Genomic DNA, 25,120 nt, shown 5'->3' on the forward strand with positions numbered 1-25,120 from the left:
TTTTTAAAAAATATGTCAGAACAAAAAAATGTTTTAGGTGGTATATTGAAGCCATGTTGTTTAGAGCCTAAGACTGGGTTTTATAGAGATGGCTTTTGTCGCACTGATAATCATGATCATGGCTTACACGTTGTTTGTGCTATTATGACAGAAGAATTTTTGGAGTATACAGCATCAAGAGGTAATGATTTGTCTACGCCTAATCTTTTGTTTGATTTTCCTGGGCTTAAAGCAGGAGATAAATGGTGCTTGTGTGCATTGAGATGGCTAGAAGCATATCAAAATGGAGTAGCTCCAGAAGTAGTACTTGAGTCGACCAATGAGAAAGCCCTACAAGTAGTTAAGAAAGAATATCTGTTAGAAAAGACTCATTCTGTAGAGGTTTAGTGTATAATTTTACCTCAAGAAGATAAAAGGTATATTTACAAATATTAGATGGTCAAATTGCTAAAACAGACCTTTTATTTTAAATAATTCTTTAGGGTTGTGGATGACTATATCAGGCTGTAATTGAATGCACTCGTTAGTATCTCCATATCCATAACTTACAAAACAAGATTTTAAACTACAATTCTTGGCAAACTTGATATCTGTTAAAGTGTCACCAATAATATATGTTTTTTCTTTTTCAATGTTAGGATATTTAGCACTAATAACTTCTGAAAACAGCTTTGGGTTAGGTTTATTATACTTACAAGAATCAGCACCAATAACTTCATCAATATATCTATCAATCTTATTGTACTTAAGAATCTTTTCTATTGATTCACTTCCTTTATTACTTAGAACTAAAATAGTAACGTCTTTCTTTTTGAGAAAATCTAGAAGTGCAGTAATACCTTCGTAAACGTTTATATATTTATATCCATTATTATTATATAAGTTTCTATAGATCTTAACTAAGAAATCTATGTCGAAATTTAAGTTCAGACTTGCATTTATTTTTGAAAAAGTCTTTTCCAGTGAGCATCCTAGTTTTAAAGTATCCTTAATAAGATCCTTGGATATATTTTTATTTAGTGACTTGTATGTCAAGTCTGTAATATTTAAGATACTATCTTTTGTATCACAAATCGTTCCATCAAAATCAAATATGGCTAAAATCATAATGAGTTCCTGGGATAATTGATTAGTATAAGTTATAAGAAAAAATCATTTATTAAAAGAATTTTTATTCTGATTTATTAATTATAATAACGAATTTATGAATACTTTTTATTTAGTTTATAAATTCCAAAAAGCAGTATAACTGTTGCTAATGCAAAGATAAATTGAAAAATTGGAGATGCTATCACTAAATCTCTACCGTGATAGAAACTTATAAAATAACTTCCGCTTGCCGCAATCATATTTTTGATAAAGTTAACAATCGAGTTAGCTGTGCCAAAACTATGGTCAATTTGATCAATTGCAAATGAATAAATAAGAGTTGAGCTAAAGGCTACATTTCCACATAAAACAAACATTATTAATGTATAAAAAAAGGCATTATCAAGATTTAGGCTATTAAAGATAATTGAAATAATACAGCTTATAGTTATAAGTGCGACACTATAGTATAAAAATTTAAGTTGTTGAACTTTGCTTGAGTGTCTTTTTATCAAGTAATTTGCAAATATAGCAGCAACACAGCATAAACCATAATATATACAATACCATAAAGATCCTGTTGCATAGCTACCTAGGTAAATTAAAGCTGATGATGAAATATAGATAAAAAGAGCTGCAAAAATAGTACCACTTGCAACTGTAGCAAGCATAAAGCGTGGATTAGTTAAATGTTGAAAGTAGCTTGGTATTAATTTTAGAATACTAGACTTTCTATCTTTATGCTCTAGGGTTTCTTCAATTAGAAAAGCACATAGAAGCATAACTACACCATATATAGTTAAAAAGTGAAATGTACTTTGCCAAGTATGAGTTAAATTTGTAAGAATAGTACCAATTATTGGAGCTACTATTGGAGCTATTAACAATATTATTATTATTGATGCTACAAGGTTTGTAAGTTTAGCACCTTTGTAACAATCACGAGCTATTGAGAAGGCTATTACAGCACCTACTGAGTCAGATAATCCTTGTATCAAACGCATTATTTCAAGCATTTTGAAGTTATAACTATATGAACATAGGACAGTACTTATGATATAGATTACGCTACCAATGATAATAATCTTTTTACGGCCATATTTATCAGAGATAGCTCCCCAAAAAAGCATACCGAATGAAAAGCCAATAAAATATGTTGCAAAGGTTGTAAGAACTGTACTATTGCTAACACCAAAGTCATTAGCTATCAGTGGAATAGCAGGAGCATAAGTGTTGACAGCTAGTGGTGGAAGGGCAGCAAACAAAGCCAGTACTATAGGGAATAATTTAGAATCTCGAGTTATATTTTTCATAATTAGATAGCAGAGAAAATGTCATATATTATTTTATGGTATCAAGTATATACTCTTTTAATTTTTTACCAACTATTTCATATCTCCAACCAACTAATAGCTTATTATTTGAGTAATTGGGATCGATACTAAGATTGTATGCTACTGAGCGAATATCTTTTCTTGATGCTATTAATGAAGCATCGAATTTGAAGTTTCTTGTTTCATTATCAAAAAAAATAGTTATTTTGTCATTTATCTCGGTGGATATTTTAGCTCTAGATTTTTGCTCTAAGTTTATATGCTCTAGATTCTGTTTAGAGTTTATAACTGTTATTATGCTTTTTTTGATCCAAGGCTTAAGTTTTTTTAGTTCTTCAGTATCAAATGAGTTTAAAGACTTAGGATTTTTATGAGCTATTGCATAGAGAATTTTATTATCAAAAATAAATCTAACTGGAATATTTTTTTGTTGAGCGATAGATTCACGCCATTGAGCTACCAATATGGCGTTTTTTTGAGTTTTTTCATTAAACTTTTGTATATTACCAATTTTATTATGGATGTTATCAACAGTGTTAAACTCTGTTTTTTGTATCTCTAATAGTTCTTCATGGAAGTATTGCTTATAATCAGTTCGATTAAGTTTTGATTCAAGATGGTATTTGATTTCTATAAGATGCTCAACATCTTTTAGAGCATAGTCAAACTGCTTTTGAGAAAGCGGCCTTTTACGCCAGTCTGAAAACTGAGATTCTTTCTCCATTTCAATATCAAGTACATCTTTGAGTAGAGCCTTGAGAGATATTTGTGATTGAGTACCTAAAAATGAAGCCGCAAGCTGAGTATCAAAAATATTATTAACTTCGCAATCAAAAAATCTTTTTATAATTGGGATATCATTTGTTGCCGAGTGGATTATTTTTTGGATATTAGTATCCTCAAAAATATCTTTAAGTTTACTAAAATCAAGATCTTCTAGAGTGTCTATCAAGAAGATTTCATTTTCAGTAGCTATTTGTACAAGACAAAGCTCTGGGTAATATGTACGCATCCAGTAAAATTCAGTATCAACAGCTATTTCTTTAGTATTTTTGAGAGTTTGTACAATATTCTCTAATTTTTTATTTGTATCTATTATCATTTTTTTAATTTGTTGAGAGGTTTACGCCATGCATGGGTGGCTATTTGTTTAGCATTTTGGGTGATTAAATCTCCGTGAGCGAGAATTATTTTATCAAAATCCCAATCTAGAATTTCCTGTAAAGAGTGAGCTGCAAGTTCTTTATCACTCCAACCTATTTGATATTCTGGAGCAGGTTTAGCTTTGTTCCACATTCTAAGAATTAGCCACCATATCTTTATACCCCAGCCTATATTGTTTGTATTACTACCTATATTTTCAATAACATCTACTAATATTAGAGTTTTGGTGTCTTTATGAAGAAAAGCAACCTCGTTCATAATTTTATTACCCAGAATGGGTTGCTGTAGTAACTCTTCCGAGATAGGCTCATCAGTAAGTATCTTATCATATTTTAGACCAGGCTGTTTCTTATCCACACCTTCGCAGATATAAGTTTTAGCCTTAGGAAAAGCATCTTGTGCAGATTTGACATGTAAATGATGGAAGTTTCCAGGAGCTATTATACAGCTAACGTCGCCAATCTTTAAAATCCTATTCTTTAAACTATTATCAATCTTACATGGAGAGTGTATTAGTATGGAATCATCTTTTAGCTTTACTAGTGTTGTTCGGGAGCTAAATTTTATCCCCGAATACTTAATTGGATATTCAATAATCCATATTCTATCAGTTATAAAAGGATATATTTCATACATTAGTTTGTATTTATTAATAAGTAGTAGATTAAACTAGGTATATGTTATCATTTTCATAGATTTATTGTTTAATAAAATTAGATGATTGCTGATAATTCTAAAGATTTTGATTTAAAAAGTTTCTTGGCTAACTTGACTACACACTCTGGTGTTTATCGTATGCTTGATAAGCACGGAGAGATAATCTATGTCGGTAAAGCAAAAAATCTCAAAAATCGGGTAAATAGTTATTTTTCTAAAGGTGCGAAAGATAGTAAAACTCTAATGATGGTAGAGCAAGTAGCTCGAATTGAGATAACTATTACTCCTAGTGACTATGAAGCATATTTGTTAGAAAACAATCTCATTAAGCAACATCGTCCTAAATATAATATTCTATTTAAAGATGATAAAAGTTATCCATATCTAGTAATTTCTCGTGATAAATTTCCTAGAGTATCTTTTTATCGTGGTAAATCAGCATATAAAAAAGGTCAATGTTTTGGACCTTATGTATCTATATCATCAGTTAAGAATACTCTAAATATCATCCAAAAAATCTTTCCAATCCGGCAGTGTGAAAACTCATACTATAAGTCTAGGGTTAGACCATGTTTGCAATATCAAATTAAACGCTGTCTAGCACCATGTGTAGGCTTGGTCTCTCAAGAGCAATATGATGAACAGTTAGCTATTTTGAAGAAGTTTTTAGCGGGGAAGTTTAGTAGTGTTTTAGAAGACATTTCAGCTAAAATGTATCAGGCTTCTGAAGATATGGAGTATGAAAAGGCTCAAGTTTATCGCGACCAGTTAGTGATATTACGCAAATTACAACAGCAGCAAATAGTAGATATCCAAGAAGATAAAACATTTGATGTAATCGGTATCTATATGCAAGATAGCTATGCAAGTATAGCCTTATTACAAATTCAAAATGGTGATGTTGTCGCAGATAGACATTGGAGTATCGATGCCAAAGGCCAGGATAAAACTTCAATAATGCATGCATTCTTATCACATTTTTATTTAGGTGATGAAATTCGTAATATTTGGCCAAAAAATATAATCATATCAAAAGTTGAGTTTGCTGATATTACTGATCTTATGAATAGTATCTCTCAAAAAATTGGTCAAGCCATAAATTGGATAGTTGCACCAGCTGCTGACAATCTCAAATGGTTGAAATTAGCTGAGGTAAATGCACGACAAAAGTTAAACATCTACACAAGTTCAAAATCTCAGTATCAAAAACGCTTAGAATCACTCAAAGAATTTCTTGAGTTAGAAAAAAATATTAAGCGTATTGAGTGTTTTGATATTTCGCACTTTCAAGGTGAGGCAACCATAGCATCATGTGTTGTATATACAGATGAAGGTGAGGACCGCAAATCTCATCGCAGATACAATATCAAGGATATTAAAGCCGGAGATGATTATGCAGCAATTCATCAGGCAGTATCGCGTCGAGTTAGTTCAGGTTTAGAAGCTGACAACCTCCCTGATGTTATGATAATAGATGGTGGTAAAGGGCAGATTCATCAAGCAGAAGCCGTTTTTAGAGAGTTTGGAATTCAAGATAAAGTCCAACTTGTAAGTTTAGGTAAAGGTATTGAGCGTATAAGTGGTAAAGAAAAAATCTACAAAGGTTTTGATGATACCGAATATACACTAGATGAACACAATCTAGGGTTTTTATTATTACGACAAGTTAGGGACTCTGCTCATGATCATGCGATTAAAGGTCAGCGTAAAAAAGTAAGTGCAAATAGACAATCATCAATTATTGAAGAAATAGAAGGCGTTGGACCGAAGCGCCGTAAAGCTTTGATAATGTATTTTGGAGGCTGGCAAGAGCTGTCTAGAGCATCTGTTGATGAAATAGCAAAGGTTAAAGGAATTAGTAAAAAATTGGCTCAGGAAATATGGGAGTGCTTTCATTAAAAAAATACTAAACATCAGCAACATAATGGCGTAGAATATTCGCATTTTAAAAACTATCAAATTAAGAAAATGAATAAAAAAGGTTTGCTACTAATTATTTTAGGAATATTTTCAATACTCTTTTGTTACTACTTTGTCGATAGACAAATTGTTTGGTTTCTATATGAGCATAATTCTCGACAATACACGATTATGAAGTTTTTCTCAGATGATATTATTTCATTTATAAAAGTTTTGGTATTTGTATTTTATGTATACTATTTCATTAAGCTTATACTCAAAAAAGTAGTAGATATTGATACAAAATTCTTGCTAGTAGCTAATGCAATTATAATTGGGCAATTTATCAAAGATATTTTAAAGGGTATTTTTGGTAGATATTGGACGGAAACTTTTAAGAATAATCCTTCTTTGATTAGAAATGATTTATATGGGTTCAATTGGTTTTCATTCGATAATATTAACAACTCTTTTCCATCTGGTCATGCTACATTTATATTTTCATTTAGTGTAAGTATGTGGATTTTATTTCCAAAATATAGATGGCTTTGGGCATTGTTGGCATTTTTAGTCGTGGTTACACAATTGTTACAATACTTCCACTTTGCTAGTGATTTAATTGCTGGATCAATGCTAGGATCAATAATTGGGTATTATGCGGCCCGGTCTTATAGTCAGAAAACTAAACAGTCTTAAATAGAAATACAAATCTCACAAAACTATAGTTATAAAATATCGATATGTTAAAATTATTACAAATATTTAATATTTGATTTAATTAGACAAAAATAATAATGGAAAAGAAACAAGTTAAAGCAGTATCACTAATCTCTGGTGGTCTTGATTCGATGCTTGCAACAAAGCTGATGCTAGAGCAGGGTATACATGTAGAAGGTATAAATTTTTTTACTGGTTTTTGTGTTGAGGGACATACTCATGCAATTCGTAAGCAAGATAAAGAAAAACAAAAACGTAACAATTCACTATGGGTTGCTGAGCAGTTAGGGATTAAGTTACATATTATTGATGTGATTGAAGAGTACAAAGATGTCTTACTAAACCCTAAATATGGCTATGGTGCGAATATGAATCCATGTCTAGATTGTAAGATTTTTATGGTGCGTAAAGCAAAAGAATGGGCAAAGGAAAATGGCTTCGATTTTATAATTACAGGTGAAGTAATAGGTCAAAGACCAATGTCACAGCGTAAAAGTACAATGCCAGTTGTTCAAAAACAATCGGGTGTAGATGATTTATTACTTAGGCCGCTAAGTGCTAAAAACTTGCCAGAAACAAAACCTGAAAGAGAAGGTTGGGTTGATAGATCTAAGCTAATGGGAATAACTGGTAGAGGTAGAAAAGATCAAATGAGAATGGCGCGTGAGTGGGGTATAGAAGATTATGCATCTCCTGCTGGAGGATGTTGTTTTCTTACTGATAAACAATACTCTGATAAACTAGTTGATTTATGGCAGGCGCGTAACTCAAAAGAGTATGAATTTGATGATATTATGCTTCTTAAAGTAGGCAGGCATATTCGTTATAAACCTGAGTATAAACTTATAGTCGGTCGCGAAGAAGGTGAGAATAATTATTTAAATGGCTATAAAAATCAATTTATACATGTTTACTGCTCATCCCATCAGGGTCCTTTAATTCTTATTGATGGCGACTTTGACAAGGCTGATGAAGAGTTTACGGCACAAATTTTAGGCAGATTTACTCAGGGCAAAAATGCTGAAAGCGTAACAATGGTGTTTAACTATCTTGATGGTACTAGTAAGGAAGTTGTAGTTAAGCCAATGCCTGCTGATGAGATTAAAAAAGAGTGGTATATATAATGCAACAATTAAATTTAGAAAGACTTCTTTGCCCAATGCCAGTTATCAAAACACAAAATGCTTTGAAAGCTATGCAGTCAGGGGAACAACTAAAAGTAGTTTGTACAGATCCGGGGACTATGCATGATATTCCAGCATGGTGTAAAGTAAATGATTATATACTTGTCAAAGCAGAACAAGTAGCAGATAAATATGAATTTATAATAGAGGTGAAATAGTGGATCATTCGGTTTTAAATGTGTTGGTTTGTCCAGTTTGTAACTCAAGCTTGCATTATGACAAAGAAAATCAGCTTTTAATTTGTAAGGCTGACAAATTAGCCTATCCAATTCGTGAGAATATTCCAGTAATGTTAGTTGAAGAAGCCAAAAAACTAACGCTAGAAGAGGTAAAAAAATATGGCTAATATTCATGTTGTAATTCCTGCTAGACTTAAGTCAACACGTCTACCTGGCAAGATGCTTGCAGATATCGCTGGTAAGCCAATGATTCAAAGAGTATATGAACAGGTAGCTAAATCAAAATTTAAGAGCATAATCATAGCTACAGACTCAGAAGAAATAAAAGAAGTTGCAGAAAAATTTGGTGCAAAAGTAATCTTAACAAGAGACGATCATGAATCTGGTACAGATAGGATAGCTGAGGCAGTTACTAAGCTAGGTTTTGCTGATGAAGATATTGTTGTCAATGTACAGGGTGATGAACCTTTGATTCCAATTGAAAATATCGAGCAAGCAGCGCAATTATTAATCGAAAAGCCACAAGCAGTTGTCTCGACATTGTGTGAGAGAATTACTGAACCTGAAGACATATATAATCCAAATAATGTCAAAGTTGTTTTTGATAAAAATAATTATGCTTTATATTTCAGCAGAGCCTCAATCCCTTTTGAAAGAGGTTTTTCAGAGAATCATCAAGTTAGTATATCTGAGTTTTTTAGACATATTGGTATATATACTTATAGAGTTGGTTTTTTGAAGCACTATGCGGAACTTGAAATATCACCAATCGAAAAATATGAAGCTCTTGAGCAACTAAGAGTGTTATATAATGGTTATAAAATTGCTGTTGAGCAATCAGCTAAACCAACTCCTGCTGGTGTTGACACGCTTCAAGATTTAGAAAAAGTAAGGAAACTGTTTGATGTTTAAACTAGATTCTCGTTTAGAGGCAGATACATTTGAAATTTATGAACACTTAGACTGTAAAGTTTTGCTAATGAATAACTCAATAGTGCCTTGGTTTATAGTTGTACCGTTTACAGATAGAACAGAGTGGTATCAACTTGATGATTCACAGCAGTATAATATTAATAAGATTATTAATAAACTATCTAGCTTTGTAGTTAAAGAATATAATACAGACAAACTAAATGTAGCTACTATAGGTAATGTAGTTAAGCAAATGCATATTCATGTAGTAGGACGTTTTGAAAATGACCCTGTATGGCCAGCTCCAGTTTGGGGTAATATTCAGTCTAAAGCATATACTGAACAAGAAAAAAATAACTTATTAGAAAAAGTCAAAAATATATTCTAGTTAGATTAATCTTGATTAATCATCATATACTATTTATTTCAGTTAACATTTAAATTATTAATTAGTTATAATATTAAGTAAATAATTTTTTATTTTAAATGGCTTGAATTTCTATGAAATTAAACAAGATATTAATAACAGTTTCAGTTTTATTTATCCCTATACAGTTTTGTTATAGTTTTGCCCTTACTACAGGTGGTCAAATCAAAGACATGGCCCAAAGCTATGCTGAAAAAAAATATAATAGACAATATAAAGTTGAGAGAACTTATGATCGAGGATTATCTGTAGTTTTGGGAGAGTATGTTGATACAGGCTGGTTATCTAGTAAAAAAGTAAATGAATGTACTGTATTTGTGGCTAATCAACTTGATAATAGTCTTGTGAATGCTAACCCTACTGTGCCTAGCATAGACGGGAAGTACAACGTGAATAGTGATAATTGTGGTGAGAATATACTAATGCCGAAAATCAAAAAGTATATAGAAAGTAACTTTATAAAAAATTACTATAGCTTAGATACTATAAGTCTTCATTTAAAAATAAGCTATAACTCATCAGAAAACTATCGTGATCTTGAAAGATTGTCTTATAAAAATAAACGTACTTATGAAATATTTAATCAAGACAATAATTGGCTATTAAGTGCAGAAGAATGGTTTGCTAAATATAAAGGCCAACTTAAAGTTAAAAGTATTGTTATAGATATTTATAACCAACCTAAAAATCCTATGAGTATGACAAAAGCAATAGAGTTTGGCTATAATCTTGATTCTTATTTACGTTATTTGACAGATAGTAACAATATACAAGGGCTTTATATTCACGTAACTTCTTTAAGTTCTCAAGAGCTGAAAGATAAAGGTGGTTCCAAAACTAAAGTTGAATTATCAAAAGAACATCCTAGAGGAGTTATTTATAATTACTATTTTGGTATAGCTAATGCAAAAAATGAGCCACTTACAAAATCAAATATATTTGAACATGCCTATCTTACAGATTCTAATAGTGAAACTGGTTACATACTTGTTAAAGATTCAAAATACTATCAGCCGATTGAGAAAATATTAGCTAAAAAATAAAAGCTATTGGTTAATAAGCTACTAAACTTTATAGAAATGAATATATTAAGCCTGTTGTAACGATATTTACAGATGTATTGTTAAAATTTCTGACATAAATATAATTCACACCAGCACTTAAATTTAAGTAATTATTTATTTTATAATAGTATTTTAAGATGCCCATATAGTTATTATTGACTAATGTATAGTAGAATACTGCTTAGATATGGCAGCAGCATAGCCAAATTCAGCACCAAAGGATTCTGTAAATCTATATCCAACAGTCGTAAATACTATACCACTGGGAGATCCAGCCGTAGCTTGCCCCCATCCTCCACTAACTCCTACAAATGGTGCGGGTTCGAAATCTTTACTATTTATATCATCAAAGTTATATACGTTGTAATAGCTTTTTTTATCAAGTATATCCTCATCATGGAGAGGTTCTGAAGCAAAAGAAAAGTGTGATGTGATCAAAGCTATGATAGTATAAAAAAATATCTGAATCTTATAATAAAATGTAGTCAATTTTGACTCTAATAATTTACCAAGAATAGTCATTCTAGAACTTCATAGAATATCAGTTATTTTTACCACATATTATATGTGTGCCTTGACAAGCTTTTGAAATATAAAAAGTAGGCTTTATATTAAATTTTTCAAAATAGTTTTTTTCTAAGTAGTTAGTATAATCCTTCAAAAGTTTAGTCGGCAGAAGGTGTATAGTTGAGCCTCCAAAACCGCCGCCCGTCATTCTAGCTCCATAAACTCCAGCAAAACTTTGAGATAGCTCGACTAAGTAATCAAGTTCATTACAACTAACTTTATAATCATTTTTTAAAGAGTTATGAGATTGGTACATTAGGTTACCTAAATCATTCCAATCTTTACTTATCATTGCATTAGTAGCATCTATTACTCTTTGATTTTCTGTGTAGACATGCAATGCCAGTTTATAGTCTTCGTTCTTAAAATTAGCTTTAGTATGCTCTAATTTTTGTATATCTAGCTCACGCAGTGATTTTATATTATTAAATCTAGCTATATCTTCACAAACTTGACGACGTTCATTATAGGCAGAGTCTGCTAGATTATGTTTGATATTTGTATCACAAATAAGTACCGATAGATTGTCAAGTTCAAAAGGTATGTTGTTACAATGATTATCATTACAATCAATCATTGTTGCAGCATTCTGCTCTGAAAATAAACAAGCCATCTGATCCATAATTCCACATTTTGTACCAATATATTCATGCTCGACTTTTTGAGCAATTTCTGCAAGCTCAAGTTTAGAGATGTTTAGTTTATAGATTTCATTATAAGCATAAGCTAATGCAGTATTTAAAGAAGCAGATGATGAAAGACCAGCTCCAAAAGGTAAATCACTAAAGATGTAAATATCCGCACCTTTGATATCGTTATGGAAATCTAATTTAATTATATTTATAACGCCTTTTATATAGTTTTGCCATGTGTTTGATACTTCTTGTTTTATTTCATTGATATTAAAAGAAGTTGAGTCATCAAGATTTTCACTATAGACATTTACAACATTATCACTTCTTGTTGCTATAGATATAAAAGTGCCTTTGTTGATTGCAAATGGCATTACATAACCACTATTATAATCAGTATGTTCTCCAATTAAATTTACTCTGCCAGGAGAGAAAAAAACTTGGGGAGTTCTACCATAAAGTTTAACGAAACGATTGATTAGATTATCTTTGATACAGTCCATCATAATTATAGCTCTCTTAATACTTGTGCTGCTAGCTCTGGAGTAATATCTCTTTGCGATTCTCCAAGCATTTCAAAACCAACCATAAATTTCTTAACTGTTGCTGAACGCAATAATGGCGGATAGAAATGTGCATGAAGCTGCCAGTAATCAGATTCTATAGCATTTATTGAACCGTGCCAGCCCATTGAATATGGGAATGAAGTATCAAATAGCTTATCGTATTTTACTAATAATGTTTTAAGAGCATTGGCAAGTGATCTTCTTTGCAAATTATTCAGATGATTAATATGAGCGCATTTGAATTTTGGTAGCAATAATGTTTCATAGGGCCATGTTGCCCAAAATGGTACAACGATTAACCAGTCATCATTTTGATAAACAATTCGGTCTTTTTCATTTATTTCTCTATTAGCATAGTCTAACAGCATATTAGACTTGTTTTTCTCAAAGTATTGTTGTTGCGATTTATACTCTTTTTGAGCCTCTGTGGGTAAGAAGTCACAAGCCCAAATTTGTCCATGCGGATGAGGATTTGAGCAACCCATAATTGAACCTTTATTTTCAAAAACTTGCACCCACTGATATTTTTTACTGAGTTCACTAACTTCGGCTGCCCATAAATCTACAACTTTAGTTATATCTTCTTCTTGCATTGATGCCATTGTCAGATTATGTTTAGCAGAAAAACAAACAACCTTAGCAATACCTGTAGCACCACTTAATTGAAATAAATCGTCATTTATCTCAAGTTTAGGGTCTATCTTTTCTTTAGAAAGTGCTGAGAAATCATTCTCAAATACAAAAGTTTCTTTGAAGTCAGGATTTACTTCTCCATTTGCTCGAGTATTAGTTGGACAAAGATAACATTTATCATCATAGTCAGGAAGGGTGTTTTTTTGTGTTTCTTCTGATTGACCTTGCCAAGGTCTATTTAATCTGTGAGGCGATACTAATACCCATTCGTTAGTCAAAATATTTTTACGACGATGGGAGGATTTTAGTTGTGAGATTGTAGCTGAAATCTTCATTTATAATTAAAAAAATGTTGTTTTGTATTTTGAGTATAGTATATCATGAGTAATTGGAGTGTTTAGTAAAAATTAATGTAGGAAGTTTGTATGCAGAGTGAGAAAAAAATAAATTTTGTAGTCATTCGTGTGGCTATAATAGCAGCACTTGCTGGTTTACTTTTTGGTATGGATATTGGGTATGTCAATGGTTCATTACATTTTATATCCCAGACATTTGATTTAAGTGTTGCTGAGAGTGGTCATGTATCTAGTGTGTTGTTGCTAGGTGCTGCTTGTGGAGCGTTATGTAGTGGATTTTTGTCAAAGCTCTATGGACGTAGAAAAGTTTTATTAATTGCAGCTGCTATATTCTCTATATTTACAATCGTGGGTATTTTAGCTCCAAATTATGAAGTCTTTATTTCATCAAGATTTGTTTTGGGTATAGCAGTAGGTATAGCTTCATTTATAGCTCCATTATATTTATCTGAAATTGCTCCAAAAGAGTTTAGGGGAGCGCTTATAGCTTTGTATCAGTTAATGATTACTATTGGCTTATTTTTGGTTTTCTTGACAAATTCCGCATTAGAAAGTACTGGTTCATGGAGAATAATGTTAACTGTATTAGCAGTTCCATCTGTGATAATGTTTTTTGGGTGTTTGACGTTACCAAGAAGCCCAAGATGGCTAGTTTTAAAGGGCAATAATCAAGAAGCAGCATTAGTTCTTAAAAAGATAAGATCAAGTGAAGCTGAAGCTTTAGAAGAGCATGAGGAAATTAGGCAAACAACTCATACAGGAGTTAGTGTCTTTTCACTACTTAAGAAAAAGTTTTTTATAAAGGTACTATTACTAGGTATTGCTTTACAGGCATTTCAACAGTTTACTGGTATGAATGCTTTTATGTATTATTCAACAGATATTTTCAAACTAGCAGGATTTACTAATCCTTCAACATCAACAATAGTAATTGGTTTACTGAATATGTTGACTACGTTCTTAGCTATTAAGTATGTTGATAAGTTTGGACGTAAACCTATTTTATACTTTGGATTAAGTTTACTTATTACATCATGTCTTGTAGTAGGATTTATATTTAAAGCTCACTTTGAATATGGCCAACCAATGGTTTTATCTCAAACACTACAATGGACTGCTCTAATTTTCTGTTTATTGTTCATTTTTGGGTTTGCTATATCTATGGGGCCTGTAATTTGGATTTTATGTTCAGAGATTCAGCCTATTGAAGGTAGAGACTTCGGTGTTACAGCTTCAACTATGAGTAACTGGATTTGTAATGCTATTATTGGTAACTTTGCATTAACTTGGCTGACATTTCATCCAGATAGTACATTCTTTGGATTTGCTATATCTTGTATAATTTGCGTTTTGTTTGTGAAGTTTTTTGTACCAGAGACAAAAGATGTATCTCTAGAGGAAATTGAAAATAATCTAAGAGCTGGCAAACGTCTAGCTAAGATTGGTAGTTAATTTGTAAATTATTGAGTAACTAGTGAGGTTGAAGTATGGATGCTCATCAAGAATATAGAAGAATAGTTTATTTGATAGCGGCAATAGCAGCATTAGGCGGGTTGCTATTTGGTTTAGATCAGGGGTTTATTGGTAATGCTGGTGACACTCTCAATAAGCTTTATGGTTTAGACCCAAATGCTGCTGGTAGCTTCAATGCTATATTAGCAACAGGAGGTATTTTAGGTACTATTTGTAGTGGCTTTTTTACTAGATTCTTTGGTAGAAAAAATACATTAATGATTGCTGGATTTGCTTTCCTAGTAGGTGCTTTGATTTCATCTTTTTTGCCACCTATTGATATATTAACTTCATGTAGATTTTTACTCGGCTTTGGAGTTGGCTTGGCATCATTTGCTACTCCATTATACCTTGCTGAAACAGCGCCGACTAAGATTAGAGGAGCAATTTCAACACTATTTCAGCTAATGATAACTTTTGGTATATTTTTGATTTCTCTGACCAATATTATTATTGTGATGTGGTTGGGGCATCAAGAAATTTCATTAACTATGATGTTTAGTGTTATTACGTTCTTCGCATTTTTAATGTTTGTTGGGTGTTTTTTCTTACCTAAAAGTCCAAGATGGTTATTATCAAAAGGTAGAGACAGTGAAGCTCATAAGGTTCTTTCAAGACTAAGGGCTACTCATGAAATTGATAAAGAAATTGCTGAAACCAAAAAAGTTCTTAATACGGATCATGGTTCAGTTGTAGAGAGTCTAACTAAAAAATATTTCTGGAAAATATTAATCGTTGGTGTAATTATTCAAATGTTCCAACAATTGGTTGGTATTAATATGATGATTTATTATGCACCTCATTTTTTATCTGATGTTGGACTTAATGTATTAGTAGCAGCTCTTGCCGTGTATTTGGTTAACTTCTTATCTACATTCCCAGCTATAAGATGGGTCGAAAAATGGGGAAGAAAGAGGTTGTTAACAGTCGGTGCTATTGTGATGATGTCTTCATTGATAGTGTCTGCTATATGTTTTTACTTCATTAAGCATACTCAAGATCCAGCTGATTTTATCAAATATGTATTGCTTATATCTTGTTTGGTATATATTTTTGGTTTTGCTTGCTCATGGGGACCGGTTGCATGGACTCTTTGTTCTGAGATTTTCCCTATTAAAACTAGAGAGATAGGTATGACAGTTACAACAGTTGTTAACTGGACTTTTGCAGGATTTGTGATTGCAAATTCAAATGTTATTATGACAAAAGTAGCATTTGGTGATGTTATCATATTCCTAGTTTATGCAGCATTTTGTTTAGCAGCTATATTTTTCTTAAAAATGTTTGTACCGGAAACTAAGGGTACTAGCTTGGAAAAAATTGAAAATAATCTTATTTCAGGTAAGAAGCTTCGTGACTTGGGGCATTAGTCGCTTCTTAATAAAGTTGTATATTTCTACCAAATAATGTATCCTAAGCTTTGTAATTACTAATAGTTAAATCAAAAAATAAGGAACTATAATTATGAAAGCTTCAGCTAGACATTTATTAGTACAATCAGAGTCTGAGTGTCAACAAATTAAAAAAGATATATCTGAAGGCAAAATAACTTTTGAAGAAGCAGCCAAAAAACATTCTTTATGTCCATCAGGAGCTAGAGGTGGTGATTTAGGTACTTTTTCTCAAGGTCAAATGGTTCCCGAGTTCGATAAAGTTGTATTCAACGATGAACTTCACAAAGTTCACGGTCCTGTTCAAACTCAATTTGGTTATCATTTATTAGAAGTTACATCTCGCGGATAATTTTAAATTTCTCAAAATTTTCAAATTATTAAATAAATTTCTCATATAAAAATTTACGGACAAAAATGAATTCTGAAACTAAAAAAGATTTTAGTCAGCTTGGGCTGAATCAAGATATTATAGACACTGTTATAAAATTAGGATACGAAAATCCAACACCTATTCAACAGTATGCTATTCCATATATCTTATCGGGTAGAGATGTGCTTGGTCAAGCACAAACGGGTACAGGTAAAACAGCAGCTTTTGCATTACCTTTAATAAACAATATGGATATGGAATCTCGAGATAGAGCTCCTCAAGTATTAGTACTTGCTCCAACAAGAGAACTAGCAATACAAGTAGCAGAACAGTTTGAGGCTTTTGCTAAAAATATACCAAACCTAGATGTTACATGTATCTACGGTGGTCAAGAATATGGTTCTCAAATAAGAGCACTTAAGCAAGGAGTGAAAGTTGTAGTTGGTACTACTGGTCGTGTGATGGATCACATCGAGAAAGGTACATTACAACTAGATAATTTAAGAGCATTAGTTTTAGATGAAGCAGATGAAATGCTCAGAATGGGCTTTATCGATGATGTTAGATACGTTCTAAGTCATGTATCAGATGAGTGTCAGAGATTGCTTTTCTCAGCGACTATTCCTACTGATATAGCGGATATTATCCAAGAATATCTAAGAAATCCTTGTAAAATACAAGTAAAAGCAAAAACAAAAACAGCAAATACTGTGACGCAGAAGTTCATGGTTATTAAAGGCTTTAGAAAGATAGATGCTTTAGATAGATTGCTTGAAGTTGAAGAAACTGACGGAGTTATTATATTTGTTAAAACTAAAACAAGTACCATAGAAGTAGCTGATAATCTAAAGGCTCTTGGTTATAAAGTCGCAGCGATAAATGGTGATATGCAACAATCTCAAAGAGAGTATATTGTTGATCAATTTAGAAGTTCTAAATCTGATATCTTAGTGGCTACTGATGTGGTTGCCAGAGGTATAGACCTTGAGCGTATTAGTCATGTGATTAATTATGATATGCCAAATGATACAGATACATATGTACATAGAATTGGTCGTACAGGTAGAGCAGGTCGTGAAGGTACATCTATCTCTCTAGTTCCACTAAAAGAAATGAGATTTTTGCGTACTTTAGAGAGATTTACAGGCTCTCCGATGCAAGAAGTATTTATGCCAAGTGCCAAAGATTTAGCACAAAGTAGAATCGATCACTTCAAAACTAGAGTCGCTTCAGCATTGGATAAAAACAAGTCTTTGGATAAATACAAAGAAATTATCACGGGTATTCGCGATGAATTAGAGTTAGATTCAGATGAACTTCTAGCAGTACTTACTTTATTAGCGCAAGGTAAGAAGTCGTTTTTCCCAAGAGAAATTCAAGCTAGAGATGACAGATCTCAAAGAGATAGGAATTCTAGAAATAATCCTAGAGATGGTCGTAGAAATGATAGATTTGAGCGTAGAGGTGAGCGCGGTGATAGAAATAACCGTTTTGAAAGATCAGATAGAAAACCTCGTAGAGCTGTAAATATTGATTTGACGACATATAAACTTGAAGTTGGTCGCGATAATGATGTTCAGCCTAGAAATATTGTTGGTGCAATAGCTAATGAGGGAAATATTGATAGTAAGCATATTTGTAATATTTCTATTCAAAAAGATCATACATTAGTAGATCTTCCAGCTAACTTATCTCCAAAAGTTATCAGTCATCTCAGAAAAGTTTGGGTTGCAGGTAAAAAATTAAATCTTACAGCTCAGTAAAAAACTTTCTACTTTTATTTATTATTTTTTAATCTGTATATCTTAATTCCATCTTTTATGTTTAGGATCATTAATATTATATTTATTAGTCCTGCTAATAGTTCAATTATTTGTATTATATAAAAAGTTTGATTGAAAAACATTCTAGATGCTAGATAGTTTAGGACTATAGCAGAAGGTATAAGTATAAATATTCCATTAAATGTAATAAGAATCATTCTTTTCTTTTTTTTAGTTACGATACCTTTTTTTGATTTTGTCATTATAGACCCACTTATGCCAGTTGCTACAATAAAGGGTATTAAAATAAACAAACCTGGGAATAATATAAGTTTTTTTACTATTGCTATATTTTCATAATTACCTAATACCTCACTAACTACAGTAGCAGAGAAGAACAAAGTGATACAAAAAGTAGCCATAAGTGCAGAAAGTTTATGTATTATAATTTTCATGATATGTAAGTTAGATTAAAGTATTATATAAATTTGATGTTATATTACATTTTTTAATATGTCAACATGTTGTCGGATTTGGAGTTATGAAAAAAGAAATAATATTTACTAACCTCGTACTAGAAACATTTAAAGCTAGTGGAATACTAAATATACAGGGTGATAATTTAACAAAAGAGTTTGGACTTACATCTTCTAGATGGAAAATATTAGGAGCAATTAAACTATCTAAAGCTCCTATGACGATAGTAGATATATCTAGTTATATGGGACAAAGTCGTCAGGCTGTACAAAGAATAGTGAAGACAATGATTAATGAAGGTTTAGTGAGGCAAGTAGATAATCCAAGGCACAAACAATCTAAATATATAGAGCTAACAAAAAAAGCTAATGATATATATGAGCTCTTAGATGAAAAGCAGTCAAAATGGGCTAAAGAAAGTTCTAGCTGTTTTAATGAGTCAGATTTGTGTATTGCTTTAAATGTTTTGAATCATATAAATAAACTATATTCATAGTTAAATTTATAAAATTTAATAGATAAGGGAGATAGAAAATTTTGTAAAGCTGCCGGTACTAATTTATTATATTCTCAAATAAATAATTTCTTGTGTATTATTCTATTTACTGATCTAAAGTTGTATAATTCATCGGACTATCTATACAATAATTTTTTTCTATAAATGAGTAACTATATTTTTATAGTTTCTGCGCCTTCTGGTGCTGGCAAAAGCTCCTTATTAAAAGCTTTTTTAGAAACTGAAATTGGCAAAGAAAATTTTGCTGTTGCAACATCACATACAACTAGAGATCCTCGGATAGGTGAAACTAATGGTAAAGAATATCATTTCGTTTCAATTATAGAGTTTGAAAAGATGCTAGACGCTAATGGCTTTATTGAATATGCTAAAGTTTTCAAAAATTACTATGGGACATCTAAGTCTGAAATAGATAAATTACTTGCGCAAGGCAAAAATATAATTCTTGAGATTGATTGGCAAGGTGCCCAACAAACAAGATCTATATATGGAAACAAGGCAAAGAGTATATTTATTTTACCTCCATCTATGGATGAGTTGAGAAAGCGTCTAGAAACTAGAAATACAGACTCTAAAGACATTATAGACTATCGAATGAGTCAAGCAGAGTCTGAAATCTCTCATGCAGATGAATATGATTATCAACTCGTAAATGATGATTTTAGTCAATCATTAGAGCAACTATGTAAATATTTCGAAGAAAATATCCAAAGCTAATAACTAAGGAGACATTTGGATGTTAAATCAAAAACTTATAAAAGACAAAATATCACAAGCTAGACAAGAGTTACCTAGTTTGAAAATAAAAGATACTGAAAAGCAACAATATATGCATGAAATACAAGAGCTATTGAAGCAGAATAATGCTTGCTTGGTAGCACATTATTATGTTGATGCAGAAATACAAGAGTTAGCAGAAAAAACTGGTGGATTTGTTGGAGACTCTCTGGCTATGGCAAAGTTTGGTCTTGAAAGTGAATGCGATACTCTCGTGGTCGCGGGTGTTAGATTTATGGGCGATTCTGCTAAGATCCTCAGTCCTGAGAAAAAAATTCTTATGCCAACTTTAGAAGCTGAGTGTTCGCTAGATTTAAGCTGTAGTAATGATGAGTTTAAAAAGTTTATAGAAGCTAATCCTGATAGGGAGGTTGTTGTATATGTTAATACATCTGCGGAGATTAAAGCTCTAGCTGACTGGACCGTGACATCATCAAATGCTTTGGAAATATGTTCACATCTGCATAAGCAAGGTAAAAAATTACTTTGGGGACCTGATAGATTTCTTGGAGATTGGATTATAAAACAAACTGGAGCTGATATGCTACTATATGATGGTAGTTGCATAGTACATGAAGAGTTTAAGGCACAAGCGCTTGATGATCTGATGCTTGAATATCCAGATGCTGCGGTTTTGGTACATCCAGAGTCACCTGCTGAGATTATAAAAAGAGCCGATGCAGTAGGATCAACTTCTCAATTAATAGCTGCAAGTAAAGAGATGGACAATGATAAGTTTATCGTAGCAACTGATACAGGTGTGTTTTATAAGATGAAACAGTTATCACCGCATAAACAATTTATTCCAGCACCTACAGCAGGTCGTGGTGCAACATGTCAATCATGTGCAAAATGCCCATGGATGAAGCTAAATCAACTTAAGAATCTAAAAGATTGTTTGATTAATCAAGATAATGAGATATTCGTAGAAGAAACAGTGCGCCAAAAAGCTCTTATTCCTCTAAACAGAATGATAAATTTCTAGGGAAGTATTATGTCTGAAATAATGTTAAATACTAATCAGATTACTAGTGTTCCAGAGAATGTTATTAAAAAATTAGTAGCGGAGTCTTTAGTCGAAGATATTGCAGATGGTGATATTACTGCTCAGCTTGCCGAAAATGTAGATACGACAGCATTTTGTATTACACGTGAAGATATGGTTTTATGTGGCCAAGAGTTTGCTAATGAAGTTATAAATCAAGTGGATAAAAATATCCAGATAATATGGTTTTATGATGATGCAGACAAAATATCTGCTGGTGAGAAGATTTTTGAGCTTAGGGGTAATGCTAGGAGTATTTTAACAGCAGAGAGAGCAATGCTTAATTTTATTCAGATGCTCTCCGCTACAGCAACAGCAACAAATAATTTAGTTAAATTGATTGCTGATTATAAGACAAAGCTTCTTGATACGCGTAAAACTATTCCATGCTTTCGTATGGCCCAAAAATATGCTGTTACATGTGGTGGAGGATTTAATCATCGCATAGGCTTATTTGACGCATATTTGATTAAAGAGAATCACATCCGCTCAGCTGGCGGCATTACAAAGGCTGTTTCAAAAGCTGCTCGTTTACAACCTACAAAAACTATAGAAGTTGAAGTGACTAACCTTGATGAGTTAAATCAAGCGATTCAAGCTGGTGCTAATATCATTATGCTAGATAATTTCTCGATCGAGGATATAAACAAAGCAGTCGAGATTGCTAAAGGTAAAGTAGCGCTTGAGGTATCAGGTAATATAGACAGTAACTCTATAGTGAAGATGGCTCAAACGGGTGTGGATTTTATATCTGTTGGGGCAATTACTAAACATATTACGGCGATAGATTTATCCATGCAGGTTCAATTATAAAAATGATTACTAGAAAACATGATGTAGTTATAGTTGGCGGAGGATTAGCTGGTATAGTAGCCACTATTGAGTTAGCTGAGCATGGATTAAATGTGGCTTTGATTTTTGATCAAAAATTAAGCCATAGCGCAAGCTCGTATGCTCAAGGCGGAATCGCAGCAATAGTTTCTGAGGAAGATACCATACAATCACATGTAAACGATACATATATAGCTAGTGGTAAGATTGCAAATCTTGATAGTATTACAAAAGTAGTGACAGAATCTAACTCCGCAATATCGTGGTTAGAAGAGCATGGCGTAGAGTTTGATAGGAAGTCAGATGGTGAATATAGCTTACATTTGGAGGGAGGACATTCCTTAGCAAGAATTTTGCATATCAAAGACTATACTGGTCGAGCTGTTATTACTAAGTTGTACGAAAATCTTGATAGATTAAAGAATATCACTATATATTCTGAACATAATGTTATTGAATTGATTAAAAAAGATAATAAATGTATAGGTTTATATACTCATAACGTAAGTCATAATGTGACTAAGTTTATTGCAAAAAAAGTGATATTAGCATCGGGTGGAGCTTCAGGACTGTACAAATATGTAACTAATGCAACAGCCGGCGCTGGAAGCTCTATGATAATGGCTTATGATATTGGTTGTGAGCTTGAGAATTTAGAGTTTACACAGTTTCATCCAACGTGTTTTTTTGCTCGAAATGGAGATCCTGTATTAATATCAGAAGCTATTCGTGGTAGTGGAGCAGTTCTAGAAACTGAGAAGGGCTTACGAATAATGAAGTCAGTCCATAAAAGACAAGATCTAGCTCCTAGAGATATTGTTGCTCGACAAATATACATAAATATGCAAGCTGGAAGAGATATTTACCTAAATGCTACTCACTTGAGCTCTAGTCAATGGCAAGAAAATTTCCCGTACATATATCAGAAGTTATTAGATAATAATATTGATCCTACAAATGATAGAATCCCAATATCTCCGGCAGCGCATTATAGTTGTGGAGGGATTAGTGTAGATAAATATTCTCAAACAAATATCGATGGACTTTATGCAGTTGGTGAGGTTTCTTGTACTGGTCTTCACGGAGCAAATAGGCTTGCGAGTAATTCTCTACTAGAGTGTATTGTGTATGCACTTGCAGCGAGTAAACATATTTTAATAAATATAAAAGATACTTATCTAGAGGACACTCAACAGTTAAAATTAGTTGAATCTCACTGTGATTATACAAAACAAATCACTCATATACGCCAGTTAATGTGGGATAGTGTTGGATTAGTTAGAAAGCAAAATGAGTTAATAAATGTCTATAAAGAGCTAGAAGTATTAGAAAAATCTATTGCCCATAATCATGATTTAGAAAATTACGATTTAAAATTAGAGGCTTATCGTAAAGTAATCAAGTTAGCTAAACTCTCTGTAAAACAAGCAGTAAGTAGAAAATATAGTGTAGGAAGTCACTTTCTTAGGTCTTAATTTTTAAATATTAATTGTTTTATTCTAATCACAGTTACTCCAATTAACATTGCATATATAAAATTGATGAAAATAGGAATAACATAGCCAAAAGAATACATAAACACACCATCAAGAAAGACTAAAGTTTGCTCTGGAGTTTTATCAAAATATATAGCAAACCATTGTATAAAATTTTCATTAAAGAATAACTGATTTGCTACATGAATTTTTGTAGTAAAGATAATATTGCAAAGGGCTCCAACAAATATTCCAGGATCAGTTAGTAAGTGTCTATAATCTATACTACTAATTTTTATAGTTTTTGTATGAACAATTTGTAAATGATTATATTCACATAAAACAAAAACTATCAGAAAAATAATAATGTAGATTTTAAAATTAGTTGGAGGTAGTTTGTTTAACAAATATAGCTTGATTATTAAAGTTACTAGAATGCAAAATATAAAAGAGAAAATATATATTTGTGCACTTAAGTAAGAGCCTAGTATTAAAATAAACGAACAGAATATTAACCAGTTAAATAATCTAAGCAATTTTGGTTTGATAATACTTGCATGATCTTCTATGTTATCAGAGCTTTCAGGCTCTGAAGAATCAGTAGAAATTTTACTTTTAAAAAACATAAGGCAATTAATTAATTTTTTACATATTATGGGCTTTTAAAAGTTTTTGTAAACCATTATAGTATCTTTACTATATTAGGAGTTTTATTATATATGAAAAAGTATCTATTAATGTTGGTGAGTATATCAATATTTGGTATGTCATTTGCAATGACACCAAGTAGCTTTATAGCTAAACCTACGCCAAGCAAATATGAGTCTGAAATCATGCACGCCGATGAGCAAATTATAAAGAGTATAGCTGAGCGACAGGAGTTAAGAAGTAAGATGTTGGATTTACAAAAAGAGCAAAACTTACCAGATTCAGATCCGTTCCAAGATAAGGACTTAGAAGCTACGCGTACAAATTTTGCAATAGAGTATAATGTTAATCCTAAACTTGTGGATGAGATTTTTAGTATTTTGAACTCTCCGGATCAGAATACACCAAAGTAGTTTTTAAATAATGTATATAAGAGGTGAGAGAATGTCGATTTACGACTTTAAACTAACTAAAAACGATGGTTCGGAATATTATTTACCGAAAGATAAAGTCCTTTTGATAGTTAATGTTGCAAGTAAGTGTGGTTTTACTAAACAATACAGAGGACTTCAACATTTGCATAAAATACATCCGGATTTAGAGATAGTAGCTTTCCCTTGTAACTCATTCGGGGGGCAAGAACCTGGTAGTGATGAGGAGATTAAAAACTTTTGTGAAACTAACTATGATGTTACTTTCCCAATAATGAAAAAGACAAAAGTAAATGGTAAAGATGCTGAACCTATATTTGAATATCTCAAGGATAAGGCAAGAGGCGTACTAGGTACAGAACGTATAAAATGGAATTTTACAAAATTTTTAGTATCAAAAGATGGTGAGACTGTCATTAGATATGCGCCTAAAACAATTCCTGAAGATCTAATATCTGATATCGAGAATTTTCTTAAAGATTAAGTTCAAAAATCTGTAT

29 protein-coding genes are annotated in these 25,120 nt (G+C 32.0%); 20 read left to right on the top strand and 9 right to left on the bottom strand.

Annotated features, from left to right (window positions below; genetic code table 11):
- The first annotated feature begins 12 nt into the window (after nt 1–12).
- The gene (locus tag F3D59_RS04450) at nt 13–387 is read left to right on the top strand and encodes a DUF2237 family protein (RefSeq protein WP_150463948.1); all 375 of its coding nucleotides are present in this window, start codon (nt 13–15) and stop codon (nt 385–387) included.
- Nucleotides 388–447: 60 nt separating this feature from the next.
- Here F3D59_RS04450 and F3D59_RS04455 read toward each other — a convergent pair whose 3' ends face one another.
- The 4 genes from F3D59_RS04455 to F3D59_RS04470 form a co-directional block, all read right to left on the bottom strand.
- On the bottom strand, nt 448–1,107 hold the full coding sequence (locus F3D59_RS04455; protein ID WP_150463949.1) for an HAD family hydrolase: 660 nt from the start codon (nt 1,105–1,107) through the stop codon (nt 448–450).
- 95 nt (nt 1,108–1,202) lie between these two features.
- The gene (locus F3D59_RS04460; protein WP_150463950.1) at nt 1,203–2,402 is read right to left on the bottom strand and encodes a multidrug effflux MFS transporter; all 1,200 of its coding nucleotides are present in this window, start codon (nt 2,400–2,402) and stop codon (nt 1,203–1,205) included.
- Between the two features lie 28 nt (nt 2,403–2,430).
- Complete coding sequence (locus F3D59_RS04465) at nt 2,431–3,525, bottom strand: ribonuclease D (RefSeq protein WP_150463951.1); 1,095 nt, start codon at nt 3,523–3,525, stop codon at nt 2,431–2,433.
- Nucleotides 3,522–4,223, bottom strand: coding sequence for a hypothetical protein (locus F3D59_RS04470; protein WP_150463952.1), 702 nt, complete (start codon nt 4,221–4,223; stop codon nt 3,522–3,524). The genes F3D59_RS04465 and F3D59_RS04470 overlap by 4 nt, the downstream gene beginning before the upstream one ends.
- A gap of 81 nt (nt 4,224–4,304) precedes the next feature.
- Here F3D59_RS04470 and uvrC point away from each other — a divergent pair, with 81 nt between their 5' ends.
- The 8 genes from uvrC to F3D59_RS04510 all read left to right on the top strand — a co-directional run bounded on the left by uvrC (nt 4,305) and on the right by F3D59_RS04510 (nt 10,605).
- On the top strand, nt 4,305–6,143 hold the full coding sequence (uvrC, locus tag F3D59_RS04475; protein ID WP_150463953.1) for an excinuclease ABC subunit UvrC: 1,839 nt from the start codon (nt 4,305–4,307) through the stop codon (nt 6,141–6,143).
- Between the two features lie 69 nt (nt 6,144–6,212).
- The gene (locus F3D59_RS04480; RefSeq protein ID WP_150463954.1) at nt 6,213–6,839 is read left to right on the top strand and encodes a phosphatase PAP2 family protein; all 627 of its coding nucleotides are present in this window, start codon (nt 6,213–6,215) and stop codon (nt 6,837–6,839) included.
- 98 nt (nt 6,840–6,937) lie between these two features.
- Nucleotides 6,938–7,984, top strand: a complete 1,047-nt coding sequence (locus F3D59_RS04485) for a tRNA (5-methylaminomethyl-2-thiouridylate)-methyltransferase (protein ID WP_150463955.1) — start codon at nt 6,938–6,940, stop codon at nt 7,982–7,984.
- Nucleotides 7,984–8,202: a sulfurtransferase TusA family protein gene (locus F3D59_RS04490; protein ID WP_042518577.1), complete on the top strand. Its 219-nt coding sequence runs from the start codon at nt 7,984–7,986 to the stop codon at nt 8,200–8,202. Before F3D59_RS04485 ends, F3D59_RS04490 begins: the two co-directional genes overlap by 1 nt.
- Nucleotides 8,202–8,390, top strand: coding sequence for a Trm112 family protein (locus tag F3D59_RS04495; protein WP_013923253.1), 189 nt, complete (start codon nt 8,202–8,204; stop codon nt 8,388–8,390). The genes F3D59_RS04490 and F3D59_RS04495 overlap by 1 nt, the downstream gene beginning before the upstream one ends.
- A complete protein-coding gene (gene kdsB / locus F3D59_RS04500; RefSeq protein WP_150463956.1) occupies nt 8,383–9,135 on the top strand; it encodes a 3-deoxy-manno-octulosonate cytidylyltransferase in 753 nt (250 codons plus the stop codon). Before F3D59_RS04495 ends, kdsB begins: the two co-directional genes overlap by 8 nt.
- Nucleotides 9,128–9,523 (top strand): HIT domain-containing protein, encoded by a 396-nt coding sequence (locus F3D59_RS04505; RefSeq protein WP_013923251.1) that lies wholly within the window; start codon nt 9,128–9,130, stop codon nt 9,521–9,523. Before kdsB ends, F3D59_RS04505 begins: the two co-directional genes overlap by 8 nt.
- A gap of 113 nt (nt 9,524–9,636) precedes the next feature.
- The gene (locus F3D59_RS04510; RefSeq protein ID WP_150463957.1) at nt 9,637–10,605 is read left to right on the top strand and encodes a hypothetical protein; all 969 of its coding nucleotides are present in this window, start codon (nt 9,637–9,639) and stop codon (nt 10,603–10,605) included.
- A gap of 180 nt (nt 10,606–10,785) precedes the next feature.
- Here the strand turns inward: F3D59_RS04510 and F3D59_RS10095 are convergent, their stop codons facing one another.
- The 3 genes from F3D59_RS10095 to F3D59_RS04525 are packed head-to-tail and all read right to left on the bottom strand — an operon-like array spanning nt 10,786 to nt 13,359.
- On the bottom strand, nt 10,786–11,115 hold the full coding sequence (locus F3D59_RS10095; RefSeq protein WP_224721152.1) for a hypothetical protein: 330 nt from the start codon (nt 11,113–11,115) through the stop codon (nt 10,786–10,788).
- A gap of 52 nt (nt 11,116–11,167) precedes the next feature.
- On the bottom strand, nt 11,168–12,331 hold the full coding sequence (locus tag F3D59_RS04520; protein ID WP_150463958.1) for a galactokinase: 1,164 nt from the start codon (nt 12,329–12,331) through the stop codon (nt 11,168–11,170).
- Nucleotides 12,332–12,333: 2 nt separating this feature from the next.
- The gene (locus tag F3D59_RS04525) at nt 12,334–13,359 is read right to left on the bottom strand and encodes a UDP-glucose--hexose-1-phosphate uridylyltransferase (RefSeq protein ID WP_150463959.1); all 1,026 of its coding nucleotides are present in this window, start codon (nt 13,357–13,359) and stop codon (nt 12,334–12,336) included.
- Between the two features lie 90 nt (nt 13,360–13,449).
- On the opposite strand from F3D59_RS04525, the gene F3D59_RS04530 reads away from it, so the two are divergent.
- The 4 genes from F3D59_RS04530 to F3D59_RS04545 all read left to right on the top strand — a co-directional run bounded on the left by F3D59_RS04530 (nt 13,450) and on the right by F3D59_RS04545 (nt 18,419).
- Nucleotides 13,450–14,832 (top strand): sugar porter family MFS transporter, encoded by a 1,383-nt coding sequence (locus F3D59_RS04530; protein WP_150463960.1) that lies wholly within the window; start codon nt 13,450–13,452, stop codon nt 14,830–14,832.
- A 35-nt stretch (nt 14,833–14,867) separates the two neighbouring features.
- On the top strand, nt 14,868–16,262 hold the full coding sequence (locus F3D59_RS04535; RefSeq protein WP_150463961.1) for a sugar porter family MFS transporter: 1,395 nt from the start codon (nt 14,868–14,870) through the stop codon (nt 16,260–16,262).
- A 94-nt stretch (nt 16,263–16,356) separates the two neighbouring features.
- Nucleotides 16,357–16,635 (top strand): peptidylprolyl isomerase, encoded by a 279-nt coding sequence (locus F3D59_RS04540; RefSeq protein ID WP_013923244.1) that lies wholly within the window; start codon nt 16,357–16,359, stop codon nt 16,633–16,635.
- A 65-nt stretch (nt 16,636–16,700) separates the two neighbouring features.
- The gene (locus F3D59_RS04545) at nt 16,701–18,419 is read left to right on the top strand and encodes a DEAD/DEAH box helicase (RefSeq protein ID WP_150463962.1); all 1,719 of its coding nucleotides are present in this window, start codon (nt 16,701–16,703) and stop codon (nt 18,417–18,419) included.
- Between the two features lie 14 nt (nt 18,420–18,433).
- Here F3D59_RS04545 and F3D59_RS04550 read toward each other — a convergent pair whose 3' ends face one another.
- Complete coding sequence (locus F3D59_RS04550) at nt 18,434–18,874, bottom strand: hypothetical protein (RefSeq protein ID WP_146421281.1); 441 nt, start codon at nt 18,872–18,874, stop codon at nt 18,434–18,436.
- 86 nt (nt 18,875–18,960) lie between these two features.
- Here F3D59_RS04550 and F3D59_RS04555 point away from each other — a divergent pair, with 86 nt between their 5' ends.
- From F3D59_RS04555 to nadB, 5 genes are all read left to right on the top strand, one after another.
- On the top strand, nt 18,961–19,392 hold the full coding sequence (locus F3D59_RS04555) for a MarR family winged helix-turn-helix transcriptional regulator (protein WP_150463963.1): 432 nt from the start codon (nt 18,961–18,963) through the stop codon (nt 19,390–19,392).
- A 165-nt stretch (nt 19,393–19,557) separates the two neighbouring features.
- Nucleotides 19,558–20,130 carry a guanylate kinase gene (gene gmk / locus F3D59_RS04560; protein ID WP_042518566.1) on the top strand — a complete coding sequence of 191 codons (573 nt, stop codon included), beginning with the start codon at nt 19,558–19,560 and terminating at the stop codon, nt 20,128–20,130.
- Between the two features lie 19 nt (nt 20,131–20,149).
- Complete coding sequence (nadA, locus tag F3D59_RS04565) at nt 20,150–21,175, top strand: quinolinate synthase NadA (protein WP_150463964.1); 1,026 nt, start codon at nt 20,150–20,152, stop codon at nt 21,173–21,175.
- A gap of 9 nt (nt 21,176–21,184) precedes the next feature.
- Nucleotides 21,185–22,048 carry a carboxylating nicotinate-nucleotide diphosphorylase gene (gene nadC, locus F3D59_RS04570; RefSeq protein WP_150463965.1) on the top strand — a complete coding sequence of 288 codons (864 nt, stop codon included), beginning with the start codon at nt 21,185–21,187 and terminating at the stop codon, nt 22,046–22,048.
- Nucleotides 22,049–22,050: 2 nt separating this feature from the next.
- Nucleotides 22,051–23,541, top strand: coding sequence for an L-aspartate oxidase (gene nadB / locus F3D59_RS04575; RefSeq protein ID WP_150463966.1), 1,491 nt, complete (start codon nt 22,051–22,053; stop codon nt 23,539–23,541).
- On the opposite strand, the gene F3D59_RS04580 is transcribed toward nadB, so the two are convergent.
- Complete coding sequence (locus F3D59_RS04580) at nt 23,538–24,167, bottom strand: hypothetical protein (RefSeq protein ID WP_150463967.1); 630 nt, start codon at nt 24,165–24,167, stop codon at nt 23,538–23,540. The genes nadB and F3D59_RS04580 overlap by 4 nt on opposite strands.
- A gap of 93 nt (nt 24,168–24,260) precedes the next feature.
- Here F3D59_RS04580 and F3D59_RS04585 point away from each other — a divergent pair, with 93 nt between their 5' ends.
- Nucleotides 24,261–24,602, top strand: coding sequence for a chorismate mutase (locus F3D59_RS04585; protein WP_146421288.1), 342 nt, complete (start codon nt 24,261–24,263; stop codon nt 24,600–24,602).
- A 31-nt stretch (nt 24,603–24,633) separates the two neighbouring features.
- Nucleotides 24,634–25,104, top strand: coding sequence for a glutathione peroxidase (locus F3D59_RS04590; protein ID WP_146421480.1), 471 nt, complete (start codon nt 24,634–24,636; stop codon nt 25,102–25,104).
- Nucleotides 25,105–25,120: the final 16 nt, after the last annotated feature.

This window comes from Francisella sp. XLW-1 (assembly GCF_008711455.1).
GTDB lineage: Bacteria > Pseudomonadota > Gammaproteobacteria > Francisellales > Francisellaceae > Francisella > Francisella salimarina.